The sequence below is a fragment of the Vibrio palustris genome, from assembly GCF_024346995.1.
GTDB classification, from domain to species: Bacteria; Pseudomonadota; Gammaproteobacteria; order Enterobacterales; family Vibrionaceae; genus Vibrio; species Vibrio palustris.
The window spans coordinates 1,345,863-1,365,294 of record NZ_AP024887.1; the positions used below are offsets into that span (position 1 = coordinate 1,345,863).

The window sequence follows — 19,432 nt, forward strand, 5'->3', positions numbered from 1 at the left end:
CGTAATCCTTTTTGACGTAATTGTAATGTGACTATCCAATATAGATGATAATGATCTTAAACCGAAGACCAACAATAACAACCCCTAGACGTAAAAAACGGGGTATTTAATAAAAATACCCCGTTGTAGCGCTGATAAAACCATCAAATCTTTTCGTGGATACTATTCCACTCGGTTTAATACGGCCAGTAACGCGCCATCTTCAACATTCAACGTTAGTGTATCTTGGTTTAACAAATACTTGGTATCATGTTGGCCATTTTCATACATAAAAACTAAATGATCTTGCTCTGTATAAAAAATGCCTTGGTGAAGAGTTTCATCACCTTTCTCCGTAACAGAACGGAACAGAAAGACAAAGTCGGGCTTAATTAATAAGTCGATATGCTTAACCGTACTAGGACTATCATGTTCTAAATTTTTGATGGTTTGACTTGCCCAACGGCCAGCAAGATTGTCTGGCAACGTTTTATGAAAATAAATATTATTCATCATTAATGTGTTATGGCTTCCCTGATACACATAACTGTGTTGTTCGCCATTACTAAAGTAAAAATCTATTTTTTCTTCACTTGGCTCAAACACACCGGTCCAATGCTGGACAGAACGATCTTGCTTGTTAACTTCTATTTGAAAGCGATAATCTGAACGTAAACTGATTTGGATCGCACGAAACCCTTCCGGTGTTTTCTCTGGATATGGATTAACAAAAGACCAATCTCCTAATAAAAATGGATGATCAAAATGGGTGAGATCATGATTATTGTCTTGATGCGCAAAACTAAAAGGACTAAACACGATCCATAAACCGAATATTACATAGCGTAGCCATTGCATAGATTACCCTTATTTGAACTAACACACTTGTTAAGCGTAGATAATGAACGTCAAGCTTGCGCGACAATTTAAAGAGGTCGATAAAATTACACATTGATTGTTATTATGGAATACACGATAACGGCTTCACTCTGAGCCGTGCTACGGTCGCGCAGACATAAAAAAACGAGCCATTAACGGCTCGTTTTTGTTATTACAACCTTAATCAGTAAGTTTACTGTTTTAAGTCATCAACCATATCGTTAGTGACAGCGACCGCCTCATCAAGATATGCATCTGGTGCTTCATAATCTTTAGGAATATCATCAAAAGATGCATACGGTTTCTTACCTGACGCTTTACGACGCGCATTCACGCGTGTTAATTGCTCGGCATCCGCTTCATCGGCTTTTTGCTTACGTACTTTTTCATTTAAAGATAAAGTCTTTTCATCCTTATCTTGCTTGTACTTAGCAATATCCTCACGGATAAAATCGAATTCACGATCCTTAGCAATACGCTGCTTATGCTGCGCTGTTAACTGTTTAATCAGATCTTGTTCATTATGCAATGGGTGATAATCTGCTTTGGCTATGCTATCCCATGGCAATGCATTATCCTCAACACTTTCCCCAGTATCTTTGGGATCAATGGGTGTTGGAAAAGCAATGTCTGGACTCACACCTTTCTCTTGCGTACTACCGCCATCGATACGATAGAACTTCTGAATGGTATATTGCACATAACCCAGCTTGTCATCGAAAACATCATAAATATGATTCAATGAACGATGCTGCTGTACCGTCCCTTTACCATACGAGTTTTCTCCCAAAATTACCGCTCGGCCATAATCTTGCATTGCTGCAGCAAAGATTTCAGAAGCGGAAGCACTATAACGGTTCACTAAAACCGTTAAAGGACCGGAGTACGCTTCTTTACCATCAGTGTCACTGTCAATGTTAACTCGACCATAGCTGTCACGTACTTGTACCACAGGGCCGCTCTTAATGAACAAACCACTTAAACTAATCGCTTCTGTTAATGCACCACCGCCGTTATTACGTAAGTCGACAATGACACCATCAACATGCTTAGCATTCAATTTTTCTAGGAGTTTATTGGTGTCTTTCGATAAACCGACGTAAAAGCTCGGTACTTCAAGTACACCAATTTTGTGTCCATCAATTTGCTTGATTTCGGATTTAACCGCTCGGTCTTCAAGACGAATCTTATCTCGAACAATAGTGACAACGTGACTTTTCGCGCCTTTACTATCCGGTAGTATTTGTAGATTTACTTTAGAACCTTTAGGTCCTTTAATTAAATCAACAATATCATCCAACCGCCATCCAACAACATCGACTATTTTTTCGCCATCTTGCCCTACACCGATAATTTTATCGCCTTTAGACAATTTATGGCTTTTTTCAGCTGGTCCGCCTTTCACTAATGAGCGAATCTCAGTGTAATCATCACTTGCTTGCAGAACCGCACCAATGCCTTCTAAAGACAAACTCATTTCGCTTTGGAACTGCTTGGCACTACGTGGTGATAAGTAGCTGGTATGAGGATCAATCGAACGCGCAAAAGCATTCATATATGTTTGAAAGACGTCTTCACTGTGAGTTTGGCTCAAGCGCTTGATGGCGTTGTTATAGCGTTTGGTCAGCGTTTTTTTAATTTCTGGCCAATCTTTTCCCGTTAGTTTCAGGTTCAAAGCATCGTATTTAACTCGCTTACGCCATAAATCATCGAGTTCCGCTTCATTTTTTGGCCACGCAGCCTCAGAGCGATCAAGTTGAATAGACTCGTTTTTATCAAACGACATTTTCTTGTCTAACAGTGACAACGCGTATTGATAACGTTCATAACGTTTATGTTGCGATAAATTATATAATTTAAACGCAATGTCGTTATCGCCTGCTTTTAATTGATCATCAAGTTGGGTTGACCAGTTTTGAAAAGAATCAATATCGGCTTTTGTGAAAATATTGCGATTGTAATCCAACATTTTCAAATAACGATTAAAAATCTTTTTAGAGAACTGATTATCGAGGGAAAAGTGCTTGTAGTGGGAACGAGTGAAGCGCGAAGTTACCCGTTTAGCGGCTATAGACTGCTGAGATTCAGACGTTAGCTTAGGTAAATTATCTTCAGTAATGTTGGCTTCGACAGCCTGAGCTGAAAATGCTGCTAGCCAAACGCTAGCAGCAATCAGTGTCAATTTTGAACGGCATTTCATGCGTAGGAATATCTCCTTTAAGCGCGCAAGTGCTCCATCTTGACAACCATTTGTAGGCCGTTAACAAGTTGGACACGTACATCTTCCTTATTAATTTCAACAATGGTCGCAGCCATGTTGCCTTTGCCCATATTGACATTTACTTGTTTACCGACAGACGCTTCGTCAGTATTCAAAGCACGTGTTTCAACTGGCTTGTTTGTTTCTTTCGCTTTTGCTGGCGCTTTAGACTGAGATTGAGGGCGACGAGCCTGCGGTTTTTTCGCATTCTTCGCTTTGCCTTCTTCACGCGCTTTCTTGTTTTGTTCTTTACGACGAGCATCAACGCGTGCTTTGCTTTCAGCTAACGCTGTTTTTGCATGTTCAATGTGTTGGTCTTCTAATTCACCACAGTCATTACCATCAAGATCAACACGCACAGCACCAGGTTTAACACCATGCAGATAACGCCAAGAAGATGTGTACTGTCTTAAAGCAGCACGTAGCTGTGTTTTGCTTACTTTAGTGTCTTCACTTAGACGCTCAGCAAGATCTTGAAAAATACCAATTTTTAATGGCTTAGCTTCACCTTCTAAAGTAAAGCATTTAGGGAAACATTCAGCAATGTATGCGATAACTTCTTTGCTGTTTTTTAACTTTTCAGTGTTTTCCATGAGGGTTCCTGGTTGGTGCGGCTATTTCCGCAAAGCATTTTCAATAAATATGTTCGGTATTATAGTGACCTGAATGGGAAAAACCACAGGCAAACACCAATTTATGCTTTGTTAGCGTGTGAATTGAGCAGGTTTTCTACCTGATTCATTAATTCTGTTAGTCCAGCTTGATCAATTTCACTAAAACGACCAATACTCGGACTATCAATATCCAATACACCTGCGATTTTGCCATTAATTGAGAATGGAATCACCAACTCAGAGTTACTTGCGGCATCACAGGCAATATGTCCTTCAAATTCATGTACATCATAAATGCGTTGTACCGTATTTGTCGAGACTGCTGTCCCACAGACACCTTGCCCTACAGGAATACGCACACATGCAGGTAACCCTTGGAACGGACCTAATACCATTTCATCTGCACTATCCATCACATAGAATCCAACCCAGTTAATGTCTTCTAATTCCATGTTAAGAAGCGCACTAATATTGGCTAGGTTCGCTGTTAGGTTAGGTTCACTTTCAACAAGCGAGACGGCTTGTTTAGTGAGACGCTGGTATTGTTCGATATTCATATACATTTCCAATTAAAACTTAAAAACTTCATAATTCTAAGCTTGTTCACGACAAACTCATTGATATAAATAGGATGCCTCTATCAAGATCATGATAGATATACATGACACTATTAGCGTTTCTTGGCTGATAACTCAAGAAAAACCCTACAAAACTTCATTTTTCTCACAAATCTAGCGGTGTTTTTTGTCGCCAAGTCAGGATCACGATACTTACGACTCACATGCTACGCTAGACCAAGGATATTATGGGGGCACATCAAGAGAAAACAATGCCCCCTCAAGCAAGGCGCTGTATTAATCATCTCTTTACATGTCGATACTGCGATAAGCGACCAATGTATCGACGTCATGTCTTCACTATGACGACATCCATGAGCATCGTAATCATGTTATTATCTTTGTGTCGATCCCTAACAAGGCATCATAGTGTACGCTTAACAGATATGCCGCAATCTGCCAATGATGCGTTAACACCACAAGACTGAGATCTGAATAGATAATAGGCTTATTGATCACGTATCAATTATCAGTAATAACCCCAGCTAAAGCGAGCGATGCCATTAAAGGTCATCAAGCAAATCAAGCGAATACATCATGGAGCGACTCAATGAAACTGGGCTATATCGACTATTATATGGTACAGTACGGCGTTCTACGCTATGTACTTAGTTTGTATACAACTTTTTGTTTCACACTAAAGAGTATGCAGCTAATTAAGGCTTCCCCCTTCAACGTGACAGTGTCACTTAGTGTTAAAGAGATAATAGACAATGTGTAATGAGACGCCAGCTATTGCGACGACTCGTCTATGTCAGGGCTGTGACTTGCCCTTACAACCGGCTACACTAGATGCCAAACATAACGCTTACTGTCCTCGTTGTCAGACTCAACTAAGCCGTGGAGGAAGTCCTTCACTCTCCGGTAATTTAGCCATTGCATTAACCTGTTTGTGCCTATTTATTCCAGCATACAGTATGCCATTTTTATCAGTGCGTCTATTAGGAGTGACCATCGATGGATCGCTATGGAATGGCATTGAACATTTGTATAACGATGGGTTTGCAGAACTCGCAGTATTAGTTATGTTCTGCAGTATCATTGCCCCTGTTTTACTTTGTAGTGCGTTGATATTATGTCATATAGCGCTGCGCAAACGTTGGTTTATGGGACTTCGTATTGGTAGTGATATTATCTATCGCCTCAAAGGCTGGGCCATGATTGATGTCTTCTTAGTCGCGATTGCGATTGCCAGCTTTAAATTAAAAGATTTTGCCGATTTGATGGTCGGCCCTGCCCTTTACGCGCTCATCTTACTGCAGGTATTGACCGTCTTATTGATTAGCCGTGTCAGTATTCGTCGCTATTGGCAAGCATGGCGTAAAGAAACCTCATATCAGCATGAGAGCAAAGATGTCCATTGCCTGTTTTGTCATCTTTCTCAGCCTGCAGGGACCCATTGCCAGCGCTGTCACCATCGCCTACATAAACGACGCCCACAATCAATCGAACGAACTTGGGCGTATGTTCTTGCTGCAAGCGTTGCTATTTTTCCAGCGAACTTAATTCCAATTTCGATTTTGCTCACAAATGGTCAACATCTAGAAGACACGATATATTCTGGTGTTGTCTCACTTTTTAATAGTCATATGTCAGGCATTGCTGTCATTATTTTTATTGCCAGTATTTTAGTCCCCATGGCAAAAATCATTGGTCTTGGATATATTTTATTAAGTATTCAATTGAAACGCATGACATTTGCAAAACACCGCATGCGAATTTTCTTTATTATCAAAATGATTGGGAAGTGGTCGATGTTGGACTTATTTGTTATCTCAATTATGTTAACGCTTGTCGATCGAGGACAACTCCTCAATTTCATACCAGGGAATGGCGCCGTCGCGTTCGGATTGGTGGTGGTATTAACACTATTAGCCACTGAAAGCCTCGACCCACGTTTGATGTGGGACTGTGCAGCCACCGATAACAACACTCATAAAAGGTCTGTTGATGAATAAAAATACGATGTCATATGAACCGGACATTAAACGTAGCCGTGGTATCTCTCCTTTATGGATATTACCCATTCTCACTATGTTACTTGCAGGTTGGTTAGTATTTAAAGCCGTCAATGATGCGGGTGAACGTATTCAAATCCATTTCCTCAATGGACAAGGCTTAGTCGCGGGTAGAACCACCATTCGCTATCAAGGCTTAGAAGTGGGCATGGTCAGAAATATTAAACTGTCGCCTGATCTCGAAAGCATTTTTGTTGATGCTGAAATTTATCCTGAAGCAACGAAATTACTCTCTAAAGACACCCAATTTTGGTTAGTGAAACCAAAAGCCAGTTTATCTGGAGTCTCTGGTCTAGATGCACTGGTTTCTGGTAATTATATTGCCATTCAGCCAGGACAAACCGAAACCAACAGCCACCCGGACGAGTTTCAAGCACTTGATAATGCGCCTGCCAATCAAATTTCTCATCATGGTATGTCTGTACAACTTAAAGCCAATAATTTAGGCGGTATCTCCGTCGGTTCACAAATCGTCTATAAAAAAATCCCAATAGGAGAAGTGCTTAGTTATCAACTCGATAAAAATAACAAATCGGTTTTAATCCAAGCTTCCATCAAAGAAGAATACAAAGACGTCATTACCAATAAAAGTCGATTCTGGAATGTGAGCGGCGTTGAAGCCAGCATGGGATTTAATGGCATTGATGTTCAACTTGAAAGCCTCAGTGCACTGGTTGGCGGCGCCATTGCCGTGGACTCTCCCGATGGTGGTGAGCCAGTGACAGAAAAATCCGAATTCCATTTATATAAAAACCTAAAAACCGCGGGACGTGGTATCCCGATTACGATCACGTTGCCCGATGACAGCAAGATAAACTCAGATGGCTCTCCCATAATGTATCGCGGTATTGAAATTGGTCAAATTACCGATTTAACGTTCAATGACGACCGCTCGCACATAAAAGCAAGTGCAGCAGTGCAACCGGCATTTAGTGATTTATTGACATCTGGCGCGCATTTTTTATTAGAAGAACCCTCGCTTTCTCTCTCTGGTAGCAAAAACTTAGCAAACTTTGTAAAAGGTAATTTTTTAACTCTTATACCAAGCGAGCATCCTAATAATGATGCTAATTCACGCCAATTTGTGGCTAAACGTCAGGCAGCGTTTACGCAGCGTCATTCCATGAGTATCACTTTATGGGCCGAAGATTCTTATGGTATGGAGAAAGGGACTCCTATATTGTATCGTGGTATCGCCGTTGGTCGTGTTGTTGACGTCGAATTAACCACAGATAACGTTAAATTTGTCGTCACCATCGCTGATAAATATCGCGATCTCATTCACGCAAAAAATCGCTTTTATCTTTCCAGCAGTGTGAATGCCAAACTCAGTGATGATGGTGTGAATGTCACTGTTCCACCCGCTAAGCAGTTATTAACCGGCTCAATTAGCTTTATTCGCTCAGGCAAAGATAAGGTTGCCGATGGCTACCAATTATACGCCAACAAATCTTTGGCTGATCTGGCTCAAGTCAATCAGAGCGGTTCCCAAGCGTTAACATTAGTCGCAGATAAGCTGCCTCCTGTCAGTGCCGGCAGTCCGCTGTTGTATCGTAACCTCAAAGTCGGAACCGTTAGTCATTATCATCTTACGTCTCAAGGCGTTGAAGTGACGGTCAATATTGATAACCAATATCGACATCTATTAACGGACAATACGGTATTTTGGAATCATTCCGGCATTGATATTCAAGCATCTTTGTCCGGCATCAAGCTGCAAGCCGCGCCGCTACAAAGCCTGATTAAAGGCGGCATTGAGTTTGATAATTTCAAAGGCATTGATAACCGAATCAACGATCATTGGAAACTCTACCCTAACTACGATCAAGCGCGTCACCATGGCACAGAAGTCACATTGGTGGCTGATGAGAACCCGGATTTAAAAGTCGGCACATCACTCCAATACAAAGGGGTTAATGTTGGAAAAGTCATTAAAATTACGCCAAATTTCACTAAACATAATGTAACGATTAAAGCGCAGATTCAGCCCGACTACAGTCAACAACTGGCACGCAGTGGGAGTGTCTTCTGGGTATCAAAAGTAAATATCAGCTTAAAGGGCATTGATAATATTGATAAACTTTTCCACACCACAATCTCCGTCAACCCGGGTAAGGGAGCAGAGCAAACACGATTCTCATTAAGCTCCTCTCCCTATAAAACGATGGGTAAAAAGTTTGTACTGCAGAGTCCAACGCGTCAATCAGTCACCACTGGAACTCCCGTCCTCTATCGCGGCTTAGAAGTCGGTCATGTTACACAAGTAGGTTTAAGTAACTTAGCCGATCGCGTATTAACAACGGTAGAGATCAAACCGCAATATACCTATCTAGTGCGGAAAAATACCGTCTTTTGGAACGCTTCCGGTGTGGACGTTTCGATTGGTATTGGGGGCGCCAATGTCAAATCTGGTACGTTAGACAGTATCATGCGCGGTGGCATCAGTTTTGCGACGCCTGATGAGCAACCTTTACCAGTCATGGCAAAAGATGGCCAATCATTCTTGCTCAATGAGTCTCCAGACGATGATTGGAAAGAATGGCATACGATCATTCCAAAACCCTAAAAAGTAGCCTCTCGACCAGCCGCAGCGTAACTGCGGCTTTTCTTTTTATAGTCAGGCGCTGCCACTTGTTAATGAATCAGGTATACTAGCGTCGAATTCATCGCGACAGAGAATCATTGTGCATTCCAACATAACATTCCCAGATCAATTTCTTGCGGCTATAGCGAATATTTTGCCGAGCCATTTATCTATGGACGATTTCACCGCAGCATGTCAACGCCCGTTACGCAAAAGTATTCGAGTAAATACATTAAAAACCAGTGTCGACGAATTTAAACACTCTGCCCAACAACATGGATGGTTGCTGGAGCCCATCCCTTGGTGCTCGGAAGGGTTTTGGATTGAGGCTGATGAGTCGACCGTTTCTTTGGGCAATACCGCGGAGCACCTTGCTGGGTTATTTTATATTCAAGAAGCCAGCTCAATGATGCCAGTTAGTGCCTTGTTCAATAACGCGACTAGTGAGTTTAAAACTGTATTAGATACCGCCGCTGCGCCTGGGTCTAAAACCACACAAATTGCCGCCCGCATGGCTAATCAGGGTGTGTTGGTCGCCAATGAATATTCAGCAAGCCGTGTTAAAATATTGCATGCCAATATTGAACGTTGTGGTGTCCGTAACGCGGCGTTAACCAATTATGATGGGGATGTTTTCGGAGCATGGTTACCGGAACATTTTGATGCAGTCCTGCTTGATGCGCCCTGCTCTGGTGAAGGCACTATTCGTAAAGATGCCGATGCGCTTAAAAATTGGAGTCACGGTGCCATCGCCACCATTGCACACACGCAAAAAGCGTTAATCGAAAGTGCCTTCCATGCATTAAAACCAGGCGGTGTATTGGTATATTCAACCTGCACACTCAGCAAACAAGAAAACCAAGACGTCTGTGCACATTTAAAACGCACCTTTGGTGACGCCGTCACTTTTGAGTCATTAGCCGAGCTTTTCCCACAGGCAAACACGGCGCTAACCGACGAAGGCTTCCTGCATATTTGGCCACAAATGTACGATTGTGAGGGGTTTTTCGTGGCGCGCATTCGAAAGAACTCTGCCGTTACGCCACCTGATGTTAAAAAACGTTTGGGGAAATTCCCGTTTCGAAAAGTATCACGTAATATGGCGAGCACCATCGCGGATGCGCTATATGAAGCGCTAGGCGTAACTCTTCCTGAGGATGCGCGTTTGTGGGAGCGAGATAACGACATCTGGTTATTCCCAACCGCATTAGAACCCTTTTTAAGTGAAATGCGTTTTTCACGTATGGGGATAAAAATTGCCGAGACACACAAGAAAGGATTCCGTTGGCAACATCAAGTCGCCACATCGCTTGTTCAAGCCGACAATACATACAAGGTAAACATTAGCACCGACAACGCTCGAGAATGGTTTATGGGGCGAGATATTCGTCCAGAAACAGCGCCTGGCAAAGGTGAAGTGATCGTCTGTTTCGACAATGCCGTGATCGGGTTAGGCAAGTGGGTAGGCAATAGAATTAAAAACGGACTCCCTCGTGAGTTGGTACGAGATAAAATCTTCTTTTAATTAAGGCGATGACTAGTGATAATCGCTCGCTTATTCACCTTTCAACGAGAAGTAACAAGCCCACATTATGCCAATGTGGGCTTTTTGGATTAAACCAACGTAATCCCTTCAGCTGAAATCGTAATTTTACCTTGCTTGTACAAGCTACCAATGGTTTTCTTAAACGTCCCTTTACTGGTGCGGAACGCAGCAAAAATAGCATCAGGGGATGATTTATCATTAAGCGGTAAAAAGCCGCCTTTTTTCTCGAGTAAGTCTAAAATTTTACCACTCAAATCATCCATTTTAGCAACGCCTTGCTTTTGCAACGCTAAATCTATCTTGCCATCATCACGAATGCCTTTGACATAACCTTTGAGTTTCTTACCCACAAACAGCTTTCCAAACACATCTGATGGGAACAACATTCCCCAATGCTCGCCATTGATTATGGCTTTAAAACCTAGCTCAGAACGCTCGGCAATTAACAAATCCACTTCCTGGTTAGGTTGGTACTGCGCAGGCGTTTGATCTAACCATTTATTGAACTTAGTCGTACCGACAATGCGACCGGATGCTTTATCAGTATACACGTACACTAAAATGGTTTGGCCTTCGTACAAACGTCCACGTTGTTCGCTGTATGGAACCAAAAGATCTTTTTCTTTAATTCCCCAGCTAACAAACGCGCCGACATTGTTCACGCCTTCCACTTTCATTAAGCCCCACTCACCCACTTGGGCGATTGGCGTCTCTGTCGTCGCGGCAATTTGATTTTCCGAATCAAAGTATAAAAACGCCTCAACAAATTGACCGATTTCTACATCGCTCGGCGTGTAACGAGTTGGTAATAATGCTTTGCCATACTCTCCAGCATCTAGGAAAACACCAAACTCGGCTTTATTTACTACTTCTAGGCGGTTTATTCGACCTATATTCATCATCTAAACTGTCTCACATCAAATTTGCAGAGATTATACGTTATCTCTGTTATGCTTTCTCTAACGAACAAAAAAATAATCAATATTTTGGGGAGTAATAGTTGATCAGAGTTGATAAACATGACGCTGTCACGTTAAAAATCAGTACACAGATCTCTGAAAGTAAAGAAGTCGATGTTGATTTCTACCTTTTTGTACCAGGCGAGCTTGGCCTAGGCCCCGATATAATTTCCGAAACCGAATTTTATCATACCGCCATTCACCAAAAACGGGCTTATTTTAGTGATGAAATGCTGTTACCTCTGGTCCACAGCCGTCTTGCGCAACGTGGCCGGCTCTCTTCACAACAATACCGCGTCAGTCTCAGTTTATTTGCTTACCAGTATGTCACAGCTTTAGATTACGCCGTAAGCCAAATTAAGAGTAATGAAGAAGCCGATACCTCTGATGAAGTCGATATCGTCATTGAACTATCGTTAGACATTCTAAAAAGGTTACGCCGTAACATCCCTTATGATGAAAGCATCAAGCGTTATTATTCGAATGTTGATAATTACCTGTCTTGGTATACCGAGCAAAAGTTTTTATCCATCGTTTCATCATTAACTCGGGATAAAGACTATAAAACAGTTAAAGAACGCTTAATTACCTTAGCAGAGAAAGAACAAGCTCATCGGGCGCTCAACCACTATAACAGCCCCAAAGTCAGTGAAGACCCAACACGCTTGAGTAATAAAATGCGTTTACTACGTCGGCTTATAGAACACCCGGTGGTTCTGAATGAAAAACTAGAACTACTAGGTAAAAATGTACGCCGTATGGTGAAAGGCGGTGCGACTGGATTTATTATGATTTTTGTCACCATTCTCGCCGTGACTGCCCGTGATTACCTCGGCGAAATCACCGCCTCTTTTATTATCGTTATGGCAGTGCTTTATGCCATTCGTGAAATATTTAAAGATGAAATGAAAGACTGGTTGTGGCGACGTGCACGTAAAGGAAAACCCCGTTGGATGCGTGTCTACCATGATCCTACGCGTGGTAAACCTATCGGGCAAAAATACGAGTGGTTGGATTACAAACAGCTATCTGAGTTACCTGATACCATACAAGTAATTCGTAAGAAACGCGTTGTGCAGCGAGAAGAACAAATTTTACACTACCACGCCAAGGTACAAATGCGTACCTCTCGGTTTTTAAGTGGTTATGAACAAACACGTGAATCGATGATGATTGACTTACGCCCTATTACGCGTTTGATGGATAAAGGCTCTAACAAGCTATACGTTCTCAACAATGGACAAGTCAGCAAGGAAAAGGTAGAAAAACGCCACTTATTGAATTTGATTGTTAAAGAAAATAGCCACGTTGGTCCTGCAAAGTATTACCGTTGGAAAGTCATTCTTAACCGAAGCCGTATTGTCGATATTGAAGCGATCCCGCTGCCCGGTAACTTTAACCCTATTGATTGAGTACGACAATAACGCCTAATCAGTGACGCCAACATAATAAAAAGGTACCACCCATTGGGCGGTACCTTTTTTACGCTACTGTAAACGATCAACTTTTAAATATCGCGATGATTTAAAAGTTGAAAATCCGAGTGGTGCTATGGTTATCTAATAAGTAGGTTTGTAACTTAGTGTAGTCAGCTAGGCCTGTCGTCACAATAGAAAGCGGTTTATGGACTTTTACGGCAGCCGATGTGACATAATCCACCAGCATAGTGATCGATTGACTTTCTGGGTTGTACAAGTAAGCAAGTGCCTCATTATATTTGTCGATACCTAAAGTACATTGTGTTAAGCCATCCCAATCAATCACGACCCCATCAAAATATTGCAATAAACGGTCAGCCAATAATGCCGCCGAGGGTACCTGACAAACATAAGAAACTTTCAATCCATTAAGGCCACGTGGTAAACCTTGCTCCGCCAGACGATCAATAATGGTGGCAGCGTCGCTCAGTGAGCGTACAAATGGCACAACAATTTCAATGTTATAGTGTAATTTTTGTAAGGTTTTAATAACCTCACACTCCAGTTTAAACCCTTCTGCATATGCTTGCGATGCAAAGCGCGAGACGCCGCGTAAACCAATCGCAGGATTGACTTCATCACTTTCGACACTGTGCCCACCAATCAATGTTTTAAAATGGTGACTATCGCTATCACTCAACGAAATTTTAACTAAGGCGTTTTTATCGGCGATTTCTTCTTGAATCGCCGTCACCAGCGTTGCAATAAAATGCTCTTTAATTGATTTTTCATTCAAAATACTCGCAAGAGATTGTAACTCGAGCTCGCTCAGATTTTCTGTCCCCGACACTAACGCAGGATGATAAAACACATGTTCTGCAATGAGCTCAGATAACGATACAAATACCGCCGAGCTATCGCCTTGAATAGTATCACTAGGTACGCCTGTCCCTATGTTTAAGCCGGTATCGACAATACTCATATTTTGCTCACTCATTCTTGCTCCGTTACTACTTTATTATCATTATGATGAAAATACCGATGGATACTAAAAAACTCAAGAAAAATTAATATTTATATTAAAAAAATGCATAAAATTTCACTAGATAGCAAAATATGTCAGTTTTCGACATCAGCAGTTTATTCCCTGTGCTAAATTCGCTATCTTAACCGCTTCGCAATTAATGGACAGGCACATCATGCCAATAAAAACCGATGAATTAAGAACCCAGGCATTGGGGCCAATGCCAACGCCCGCAGAATTGAATGAGCGTTTCCCTGTTAGCCATGAAGTGGCGACACGTATTGCCGATTCGCGTCAACAGATTGAAGCAATTTTAACCGGAAAAGATGACCGCTTGCTGGTTATCGTCGGGCCATGCTCCATTCATGATACCGATGCAGCACTCGACTATGGCCGCCGTCTTGCTAATGTACAAGCACAATTTAAACAAGATTTATGCATTGTTATGCGTACTTACTTTGAAAAACCCCGTACCGTTGTCGGCTGGAAAGGTCTTATTACCGATCCAAATCTTGATGGCTCTTACGCGTTGCGCGAAGGCTTAAGCCAAGCACGCGCCCTATTACTCAAGATTAATGAAATGGGCCTCGCCACAGCGACCGAATTTCTCGATATGATCACGGGTCAATATATCGCCGATTTAATTTCTTGGGGAGCGATAGGAGCGCGCACCACTGAATCGCAAATTCATCGCGAAATGGCATCCGCCCTTTCCTGCCCGGTTGGCTTTAAAAATGCCACAAATGGTAATGTCAAAGTCGCTATCGATGCCATTCGTGCTGCGCAAGCGAAGCACTATTTCTACTCGCCAGACAAAAATGGGCAAATGACGGTTTACCAAACCCATGGTAATCCATTCGGACATGTTATTTTACGCGGTGGCTCTGAAGGACCTAACTTTGATGCTCAATCGGTCGGTGACGCCTGCACCCACCTAAGTCAACATCAATTACAGCCACGTTTAGTGGTTGACTTTAGTCATGCTAACTGTGAAAAAAATCATAAAAAACAAATTGATGTGGCGCAAGACATCTGTAATCAGTTACGTTCCGGTAGTACCTCTATTGCGGGCATTATGGCCGAAAGCTTTATTGTTGAAGGAAATCAGCCTATGAACAATATTGCGGCGTTAACATACGGACAGTCCATTACCGATCCTTGCCTTAGCTGGGAAGATACACACACAATGCTCGATATGCTTGCCACTGCAGTGCAAGAACGTCGCCATCATCAAGAATAACAACACAAGGACAGACCATTATGCCTTCATTTGATATCGTCTCAGAGACTGATTCAGTAGAACTGCGTAACGCAGTCGAAAACGCCGCTCGTGAGCTGACCACACGTTTTGATTTTCGTAATGTTGAAGCGTCAATAGAATTGAAAGATGTGACCGTCTCTTTTACCTGTGAAGGTGAATTTCAACTGCGTCAATTGATGGATATTTTACGTAATCAATTAGCCAAACGTGGCGTAGATCAACGAGCGATGGACATTCAAACGCCAACTCGTACAGGTAAAAAATGGCATCAAGATGTAATCTTTAAACAAGGGATTGATACGGCAACGTGTAAAAAAATCGTCAAAATGCTGAAAGATGCCAAGCTAAAAGTACAAGCCTCAATTCAAGGCGAAAAAGTGCGGGTAACCGGTAAAAAACGCGATGATCTGCAAACTGCGATAGCGCATTTACGTAACGCAGAACTAGAGTTACCTCTCCAGTTTGAAAACTTCCGCGACTAAACGGTGAGATGAGTTACATCTAGATACGACAAAGCCCAGCCAGTAGCTGGGCTTTGTCGTCTTGAGACATTCATCACACGTTATCAAGAGCCATCTAAACCAATCTCACTAGTGAGTGCTTGAATTTGTTTTAAGTCCATCCGGTGTACATGTATCATTTGATCCAATTGCGAGAGACGAGATTTTGCTTCATCTTGTTTATCACAAGCGTCAGATTTCGCATCCCACGATGTGCCGGCCAGGTACAAATCACACGCTTTCTTCAGTTCTTTTATCTTAGGCTCTAACGTATCGCGCTCTTTTTGTAATTGTTCCAATTCTTGTTTGGTTTTCAACTCTTTCTGAAAAATCTCACGCGAACGTTCAAAAACACTTGCTTGCAAGTTTGCTTTACGATTCAGTGACTTTTTTTGCTCATCGACCTGAGCAATCGTCTGTTTTTGAGAGCTAACTTTGTTATCAAGCGAAGAATTTACTTTTTCAAGTTCTGAAACCTGCTTTTCTAATCCTTGAATTTTTTTAGCTTGTTGCTCTTTCACTTTGGCAACGGCGTCATCAATCCGTTGTTGGACACTGTCTTTGGTTTTCGCGATTGTCGCTTGCGCATGATCAGATTGCTGAGCGGTATTTTTCTGCAGTGACTCATAACGTTTATCAAGCTTATGATAAGCACTTTCCCACTTCGATGACGTCACTGTTGACCCAATTAGTCCTCCTAACGCTAATCCAATAGCGGCAGCAATACCAATATAAAGGTAGGTACGTTTATCACGCTCTTCAATGACGACCACATCATCATGCTCATCAGAATGATTCTGCTCCACGGGGTTTCTCCTCACTCATAGCTCAGTGAAGTAATTCAACAATCACCACTGATGCAATATACAAAAAAAGACCGACGCCTACCGTGATAACTACACTTTTTTGTAAGTGAGCATTCGTCCCATAACGCACTAAAACAAAGGCGAGAACGAGCAAAACGGCAATCGCTATCAGTCTGATCATAACTGGTTTATTCCTTAGTAAGGTACTTTATATCATTGAAACAAAACAAATGGTCAGAGAAAAGTGTGTTCCACGGCAATTTTGTTTCATTTGAATTATATCTAATCAGTTTAAGACAAATTTAACCGCGTTTATACATAGAGTGAGCCTTTTGTTTGGCCTTCCTCTTACTTGGATCGCACTATTACGATAAAAAATAAAAATTGTGGATGACATCACAAAGCGTTTTCGCTAATATTCGCGCCACAAATTATCGACCATATAGATAATTGTTCCAATGAAGACTGCAGGAGAGAGGATGTTTGCCTAGGTTTTAACCATTGAGGCACACATACCCGCCGAAGAAGTAAATCTTTCAGGTGCGTTATTCTGTTAACTCAGAATAAGCGAGGACTGTAGTTGGAGGAACCTCTGGAGAGAACCGTTTGATCGGTCGCCGAAGGAGCAAATCTCACCCCGTGAGACGAAACTCTCAGGCAAAAGGACAGAGGAGAGAAAGGCAACTTCGTGTTGATACATGAGGTTAACATGCGCAATTACCTGCCAATATACCCTTTCCCTCTTCTCCTTAGATTATGTTTATTAAGGGGAAATTAATGACCACTTTAACTGATACACTCAACACCATCGACCACTTCGTGTGGGGACCACCGCTATTAATTCTACTCGTTGGTACTGGCGCTTATTTTACCTTGCGATTAGGTTTAATCCAGTTTCGTCATCTTCCAACCGCTCTAAAAATGGTATTTAGCAAAAATACCAACGATAAAACCCCAGGTGATGTTTCCGCGTTTGCCGCATTATGCACAGCCTTATCAGCGACGATTGGTACCGGGAACATTGTCGGAGTTGCAACTGCCATAAAAATCGGCGGTCCAGGCGCCCTATTTTGGATGTGGTTAGCTGCCTTGTTTGGCATGGCAACCAAGTACGCCGAGTGTTTACTCGCGATAAAATACCGGAAAATCGACGATAATGGCCAGATGGTTGGCGGCCCCATGTATTATTTAAAATACGGTGTCGGCTCGAACTTCTTAGCCACACTTTTTGCCATTTTTGCGCTAGCTGTTGCCTGCTTTGGTATTGGTACATTTGCCCAAGTGAATGCGATTGTTGATGCTACACAAATTTCACTGGGTGTAGATAAAGTTTATACCGCTGCAGTACTCACACTTCTAGTCGCCATAGTAACGATTGGCGGTATTCAATCTATCTCTAAAGTGGCGGGGAAAGTTGTCCCCACGATGGCAGTATTTTACGTCATCGCCTGCTTAGCGATTATTGTGACCAACGTCAACCAAGTCATACCAGCGCTGAACTTAGTTATCGATTCTGCCTTCCAATCAACAGCAGCATCAGGCGGATTCTTAGGCGCTTCAATCATGCTAGCCATACAATCCGGGATTGCACGTGGTGTTTTCTCTAATGAGTCAGGACTAGGGAGTGCCCCGATGGCTGCCGCTGCCGCCAAAACTCAATCTTGTGTTCGTCAGGGACTCATTTCAATGACGGGCACTTTCTTCGATACCCTGTTAATTTGTACCATGACAGGTTTGGCGCTGATTTTAACGGGTGCTTGGCAAAGTGATTATGCGGGCGCTCAAATGACGACTCATGCGTTTGCCATTGGCCTAGATGCACAAACTTGGGGGCCTATTCTCGTTTCCATTGGCTTAATGTTTTTTGCCTTTACCACTATTTTGGGCTGGAACTATTATGGTGAGCGTTGCGTGGTGTTCTTACTCGGTACAAAAGCAGTCTTGCCTTATAAAATAATCTTTATTGCTTTAGTGGCATCGGGCGCTTTTCTGCAACTAGATCTCATCTGGATCATTGCCGATATTGTGAACGGCTTAATGGCGATTCCAAATCTGATAGGTCTCCTGTTATTACGCAATGTCGTAGCAGAGGAAACCAGGCTTTACTTTCTTCCAGCAGAGTTAAAAAAACAGCAACATTAAAGCAAACATATCAGAGTAACTCATAGAGTTACGTTGCTCCTAACTCATCAAAAATGGCGACACCTTAGTGTCGCCATTTCATTTTAAAGACCTACCCCTACCAAGGCACCTGGATATTAACGCGACTCGATCATCAACTTAACGCCAAGCGCAATTAACACACTTCCAGTCGTGCCTTCCATCCAACGGGTAAACTTGACACTTTTTAATAGGTGCTTTGCTTTATTGAGTAAGCCAGACACACTACACTGCCAAATCATCGCTATCAAAAAATGTAAACCTGCCATAAATAAAGACTGCAGCACAGCAGAGTGTTGGGGGTTAATAAACTGCGGAAGAAACGCTAAATAGAAAACAGCGGTTTTGGGGTTCAGAACATTCGATAGAAAGCCTTCTTGCAACGAACGTCTGACATTAAAATTGTGATGACTGGTGTGAACACTATCCACTTGCATAGTATCTACTTGGTGGCTAAACAAAGTTTTTAAGCTTTTGAAACCTAACCAAATCAAATACGCTGCCCCAACCCATTTAACCACTTGAAACCAATATGCAGACTGAGCAAGAATCGCGGAAACACCGATTGCTGAGCACATAGCATGGACAAATAAGCCTGAGCAAATCCCAAAACTGGTCACACAACCATCCTTTAAACCAGCACGCGAGGTATTGCGAATCACCAGTGCTGTGTCTAACCCCGGCGTTAAGGTTAGTATGGTAATGGCAACAATAAACGCTTCAAAATTATGTATATACATTCCCTTTCCTATGCTTTTAGTCCCTAATTAAGTTATACCTTAATGGCAGCTCATTGTCTGTAGATGA

16 protein-coding genes and 1 riboswitch are annotated in these 19,432 nt (G+C 42.2%); of the genes, 7 read left to right on the forward strand and 9 right to left on the reverse strand.

Features of this window, described 5'->3' with window-relative positions; all coding sequences use genetic code 11:
* Nucleotides 1-162 precede the first annotated feature (162 nt).
* The 4 genes from OCU30_RS06400 to OCU30_RS06415 all read right to left on the reverse strand — a co-directional run bounded on the left by OCU30_RS06400 (nucleotide 163) and on the right by OCU30_RS06415 (nucleotide 4,289).
* Nucleotides 163-837 (reverse strand): hypothetical protein, encoded by a 675-nt coding sequence (locus tag OCU30_RS06400; RefSeq protein ID WP_077312993.1) that lies wholly within the window; start codon nucleotides 835-837, stop codon nucleotides 163-165.
* A 214-nt stretch (nucleotides 838-1,051) separates the two neighbouring features.
* Entirely contained in the window at nucleotides 1,052-3,058 is a 2,007-nt protein-coding gene (prc, locus tag OCU30_RS06405) for a carboxy terminal-processing peptidase (RefSeq protein ID WP_077312991.1), read from the reverse strand.
* Between the two features lie 17 nt (nucleotides 3,059-3,075).
* Nucleotides 3,076-3,711, reverse strand: coding sequence for an RNA chaperone ProQ (gene proQ / locus OCU30_RS06410; RefSeq protein ID WP_077312989.1), 636 nt, complete (start codon nucleotides 3,709-3,711; stop codon nucleotides 3,076-3,078).
* Nucleotides 3,712-3,812: 101 nt separating this feature from the next.
* Nucleotides 3,813-4,289 (reverse strand): GAF domain-containing protein, encoded by a 477-nt coding sequence (locus OCU30_RS06415; protein WP_077312987.1) that lies wholly within the window; start codon nucleotides 4,287-4,289, stop codon nucleotides 3,813-3,815.
* A 773-nt stretch (nucleotides 4,290-5,062) separates the two neighbouring features.
* On the opposite strand from OCU30_RS06415, the gene OCU30_RS06420 reads away from it, so the two are divergent.
* The 3 genes from OCU30_RS06420 to rsmF all read left to right on the forward strand — a co-directional run bounded on the left by OCU30_RS06420 (nucleotide 5,063) and on the right by rsmF (nucleotide 10,476).
* A complete protein-coding gene (locus tag OCU30_RS06420; protein WP_077312985.1) occupies nucleotides 5,063-6,307 on the forward strand; it encodes a paraquat-inducible protein A in 1,245 nt (414 codons plus the stop codon).
* Nucleotides 6,297-8,933, forward strand: a complete 2,637-nt coding sequence (locus OCU30_RS06425; RefSeq protein WP_276526735.1) for an MlaD family protein — start codon at nucleotides 6,297-6,299, stop codon at nucleotides 8,931-8,933. The genes OCU30_RS06420 and OCU30_RS06425 overlap by 11 nt, the downstream gene beginning before the upstream one ends.
* A gap of 118 nt (nucleotides 8,934-9,051) precedes the next feature.
* On the forward strand, nucleotides 9,052-10,476 hold the full coding sequence (gene rsmF, locus OCU30_RS06430; RefSeq protein ID WP_077312981.1) for a 16S rRNA (cytosine(1407)-C(5))-methyltransferase RsmF: 1,425 nt from the start codon (nucleotides 9,052-9,054) through the stop codon (nucleotides 10,474-10,476).
* Nucleotides 10,477-10,565: 89 nt separating this feature from the next.
* Here the strand turns inward: rsmF and OCU30_RS06435 are convergent, their stop codons facing one another.
* A complete protein-coding gene (locus tag OCU30_RS06435) occupies nucleotides 10,566-11,399 on the reverse strand; it encodes a CvfB family protein (protein ID WP_077312979.1) in 834 nt (277 codons plus the stop codon).
* 98 nt (nucleotides 11,400-11,497) lie between these two features.
* Here OCU30_RS06435 and OCU30_RS06440 point away from each other — a divergent pair, with 98 nt between their 5' ends.
* A complete protein-coding gene (locus OCU30_RS06440; protein ID WP_077312976.1) occupies nucleotides 11,498-12,868 on the forward strand; it encodes a hypothetical protein in 1,371 nt (456 codons plus the stop codon).
* A gap of 112 nt (nucleotides 12,869-12,980) precedes the next feature.
* On the opposite strand, the gene OCU30_RS06445 is transcribed toward OCU30_RS06440, so the two are convergent.
* Entirely contained in the window at nucleotides 12,981-13,871 is an 891-nt protein-coding gene (locus tag OCU30_RS06445) for a putative PEP-binding protein (RefSeq protein WP_077312974.1), read from the reverse strand.
* 202 nt (nucleotides 13,872-14,073) lie between these two features.
* Between OCU30_RS06445 and OCU30_RS06450 the strand changes: the two genes are divergently transcribed.
* A complete protein-coding gene (locus OCU30_RS06450) occupies nucleotides 14,074-15,138 on the forward strand; it encodes a 3-deoxy-7-phosphoheptulonate synthase (protein WP_077312973.1) in 1,065 nt (354 codons plus the stop codon).
* 20 nt (nucleotides 15,139-15,158) lie between these two features.
* Entirely contained in the window at nucleotides 15,159-15,641 is a 483-nt protein-coding gene (locus tag OCU30_RS06455) for a YajQ family cyclic di-GMP-binding protein (RefSeq protein WP_077312971.1), read from the forward strand.
* 83 nt (nucleotides 15,642-15,724) lie between these two features.
* On the opposite strand, the gene OCU30_RS06460 is transcribed toward OCU30_RS06455, so the two are convergent.
* Complete coding sequence (locus OCU30_RS06460; RefSeq protein WP_077312969.1) at nucleotides 15,725-16,465, reverse strand: chromosome partitioning protein ParA; 741 nt, start codon at nucleotides 16,463-16,465, stop codon at nucleotides 15,725-15,727.
* Nucleotides 16,466-16,487: 22 nt separating this feature from the next.
* Nucleotides 16,488-16,646 carry a hypothetical protein gene (locus tag OCU30_RS06465; protein WP_095532884.1) on the reverse strand — a complete coding sequence of 53 codons (159 nt, stop codon included), beginning with the start codon at nucleotides 16,644-16,646 and terminating at the stop codon, nucleotides 16,488-16,490.
* A gap of 401 nt (nucleotides 16,647-17,047) precedes the next feature.
* A riboswitch (glycine riboswitch) is annotated at nucleotides 17,048-17,144 on the forward strand.
* Between the two features lie 98 nt (nucleotides 17,145-17,242).
* On the opposite strand from OCU30_RS06465, the gene OCU30_RS06470 reads away from it, so the two are divergent.
* On the forward strand, nucleotides 17,243-18,607 hold the full coding sequence (locus OCU30_RS06470) for an alanine/glycine:cation symporter family protein (RefSeq protein ID WP_077312968.1): 1,365 nt from the start codon (nucleotides 17,243-17,245) through the stop codon (nucleotides 18,605-18,607).
* 116 nt (nucleotides 18,608-18,723) lie between these two features.
* On the opposite strand, the gene OCU30_RS06475 is transcribed toward OCU30_RS06470, so the two are convergent.
* Nucleotides 18,724-19,365, reverse strand: a complete 642-nt coding sequence (locus OCU30_RS06475) for a LysE family translocator (protein ID WP_077312966.1) — start codon at nucleotides 19,363-19,365, stop codon at nucleotides 18,724-18,726.
* Between the last annotated feature and the right edge of the window lie 67 nt (nucleotides 19,366-19,432).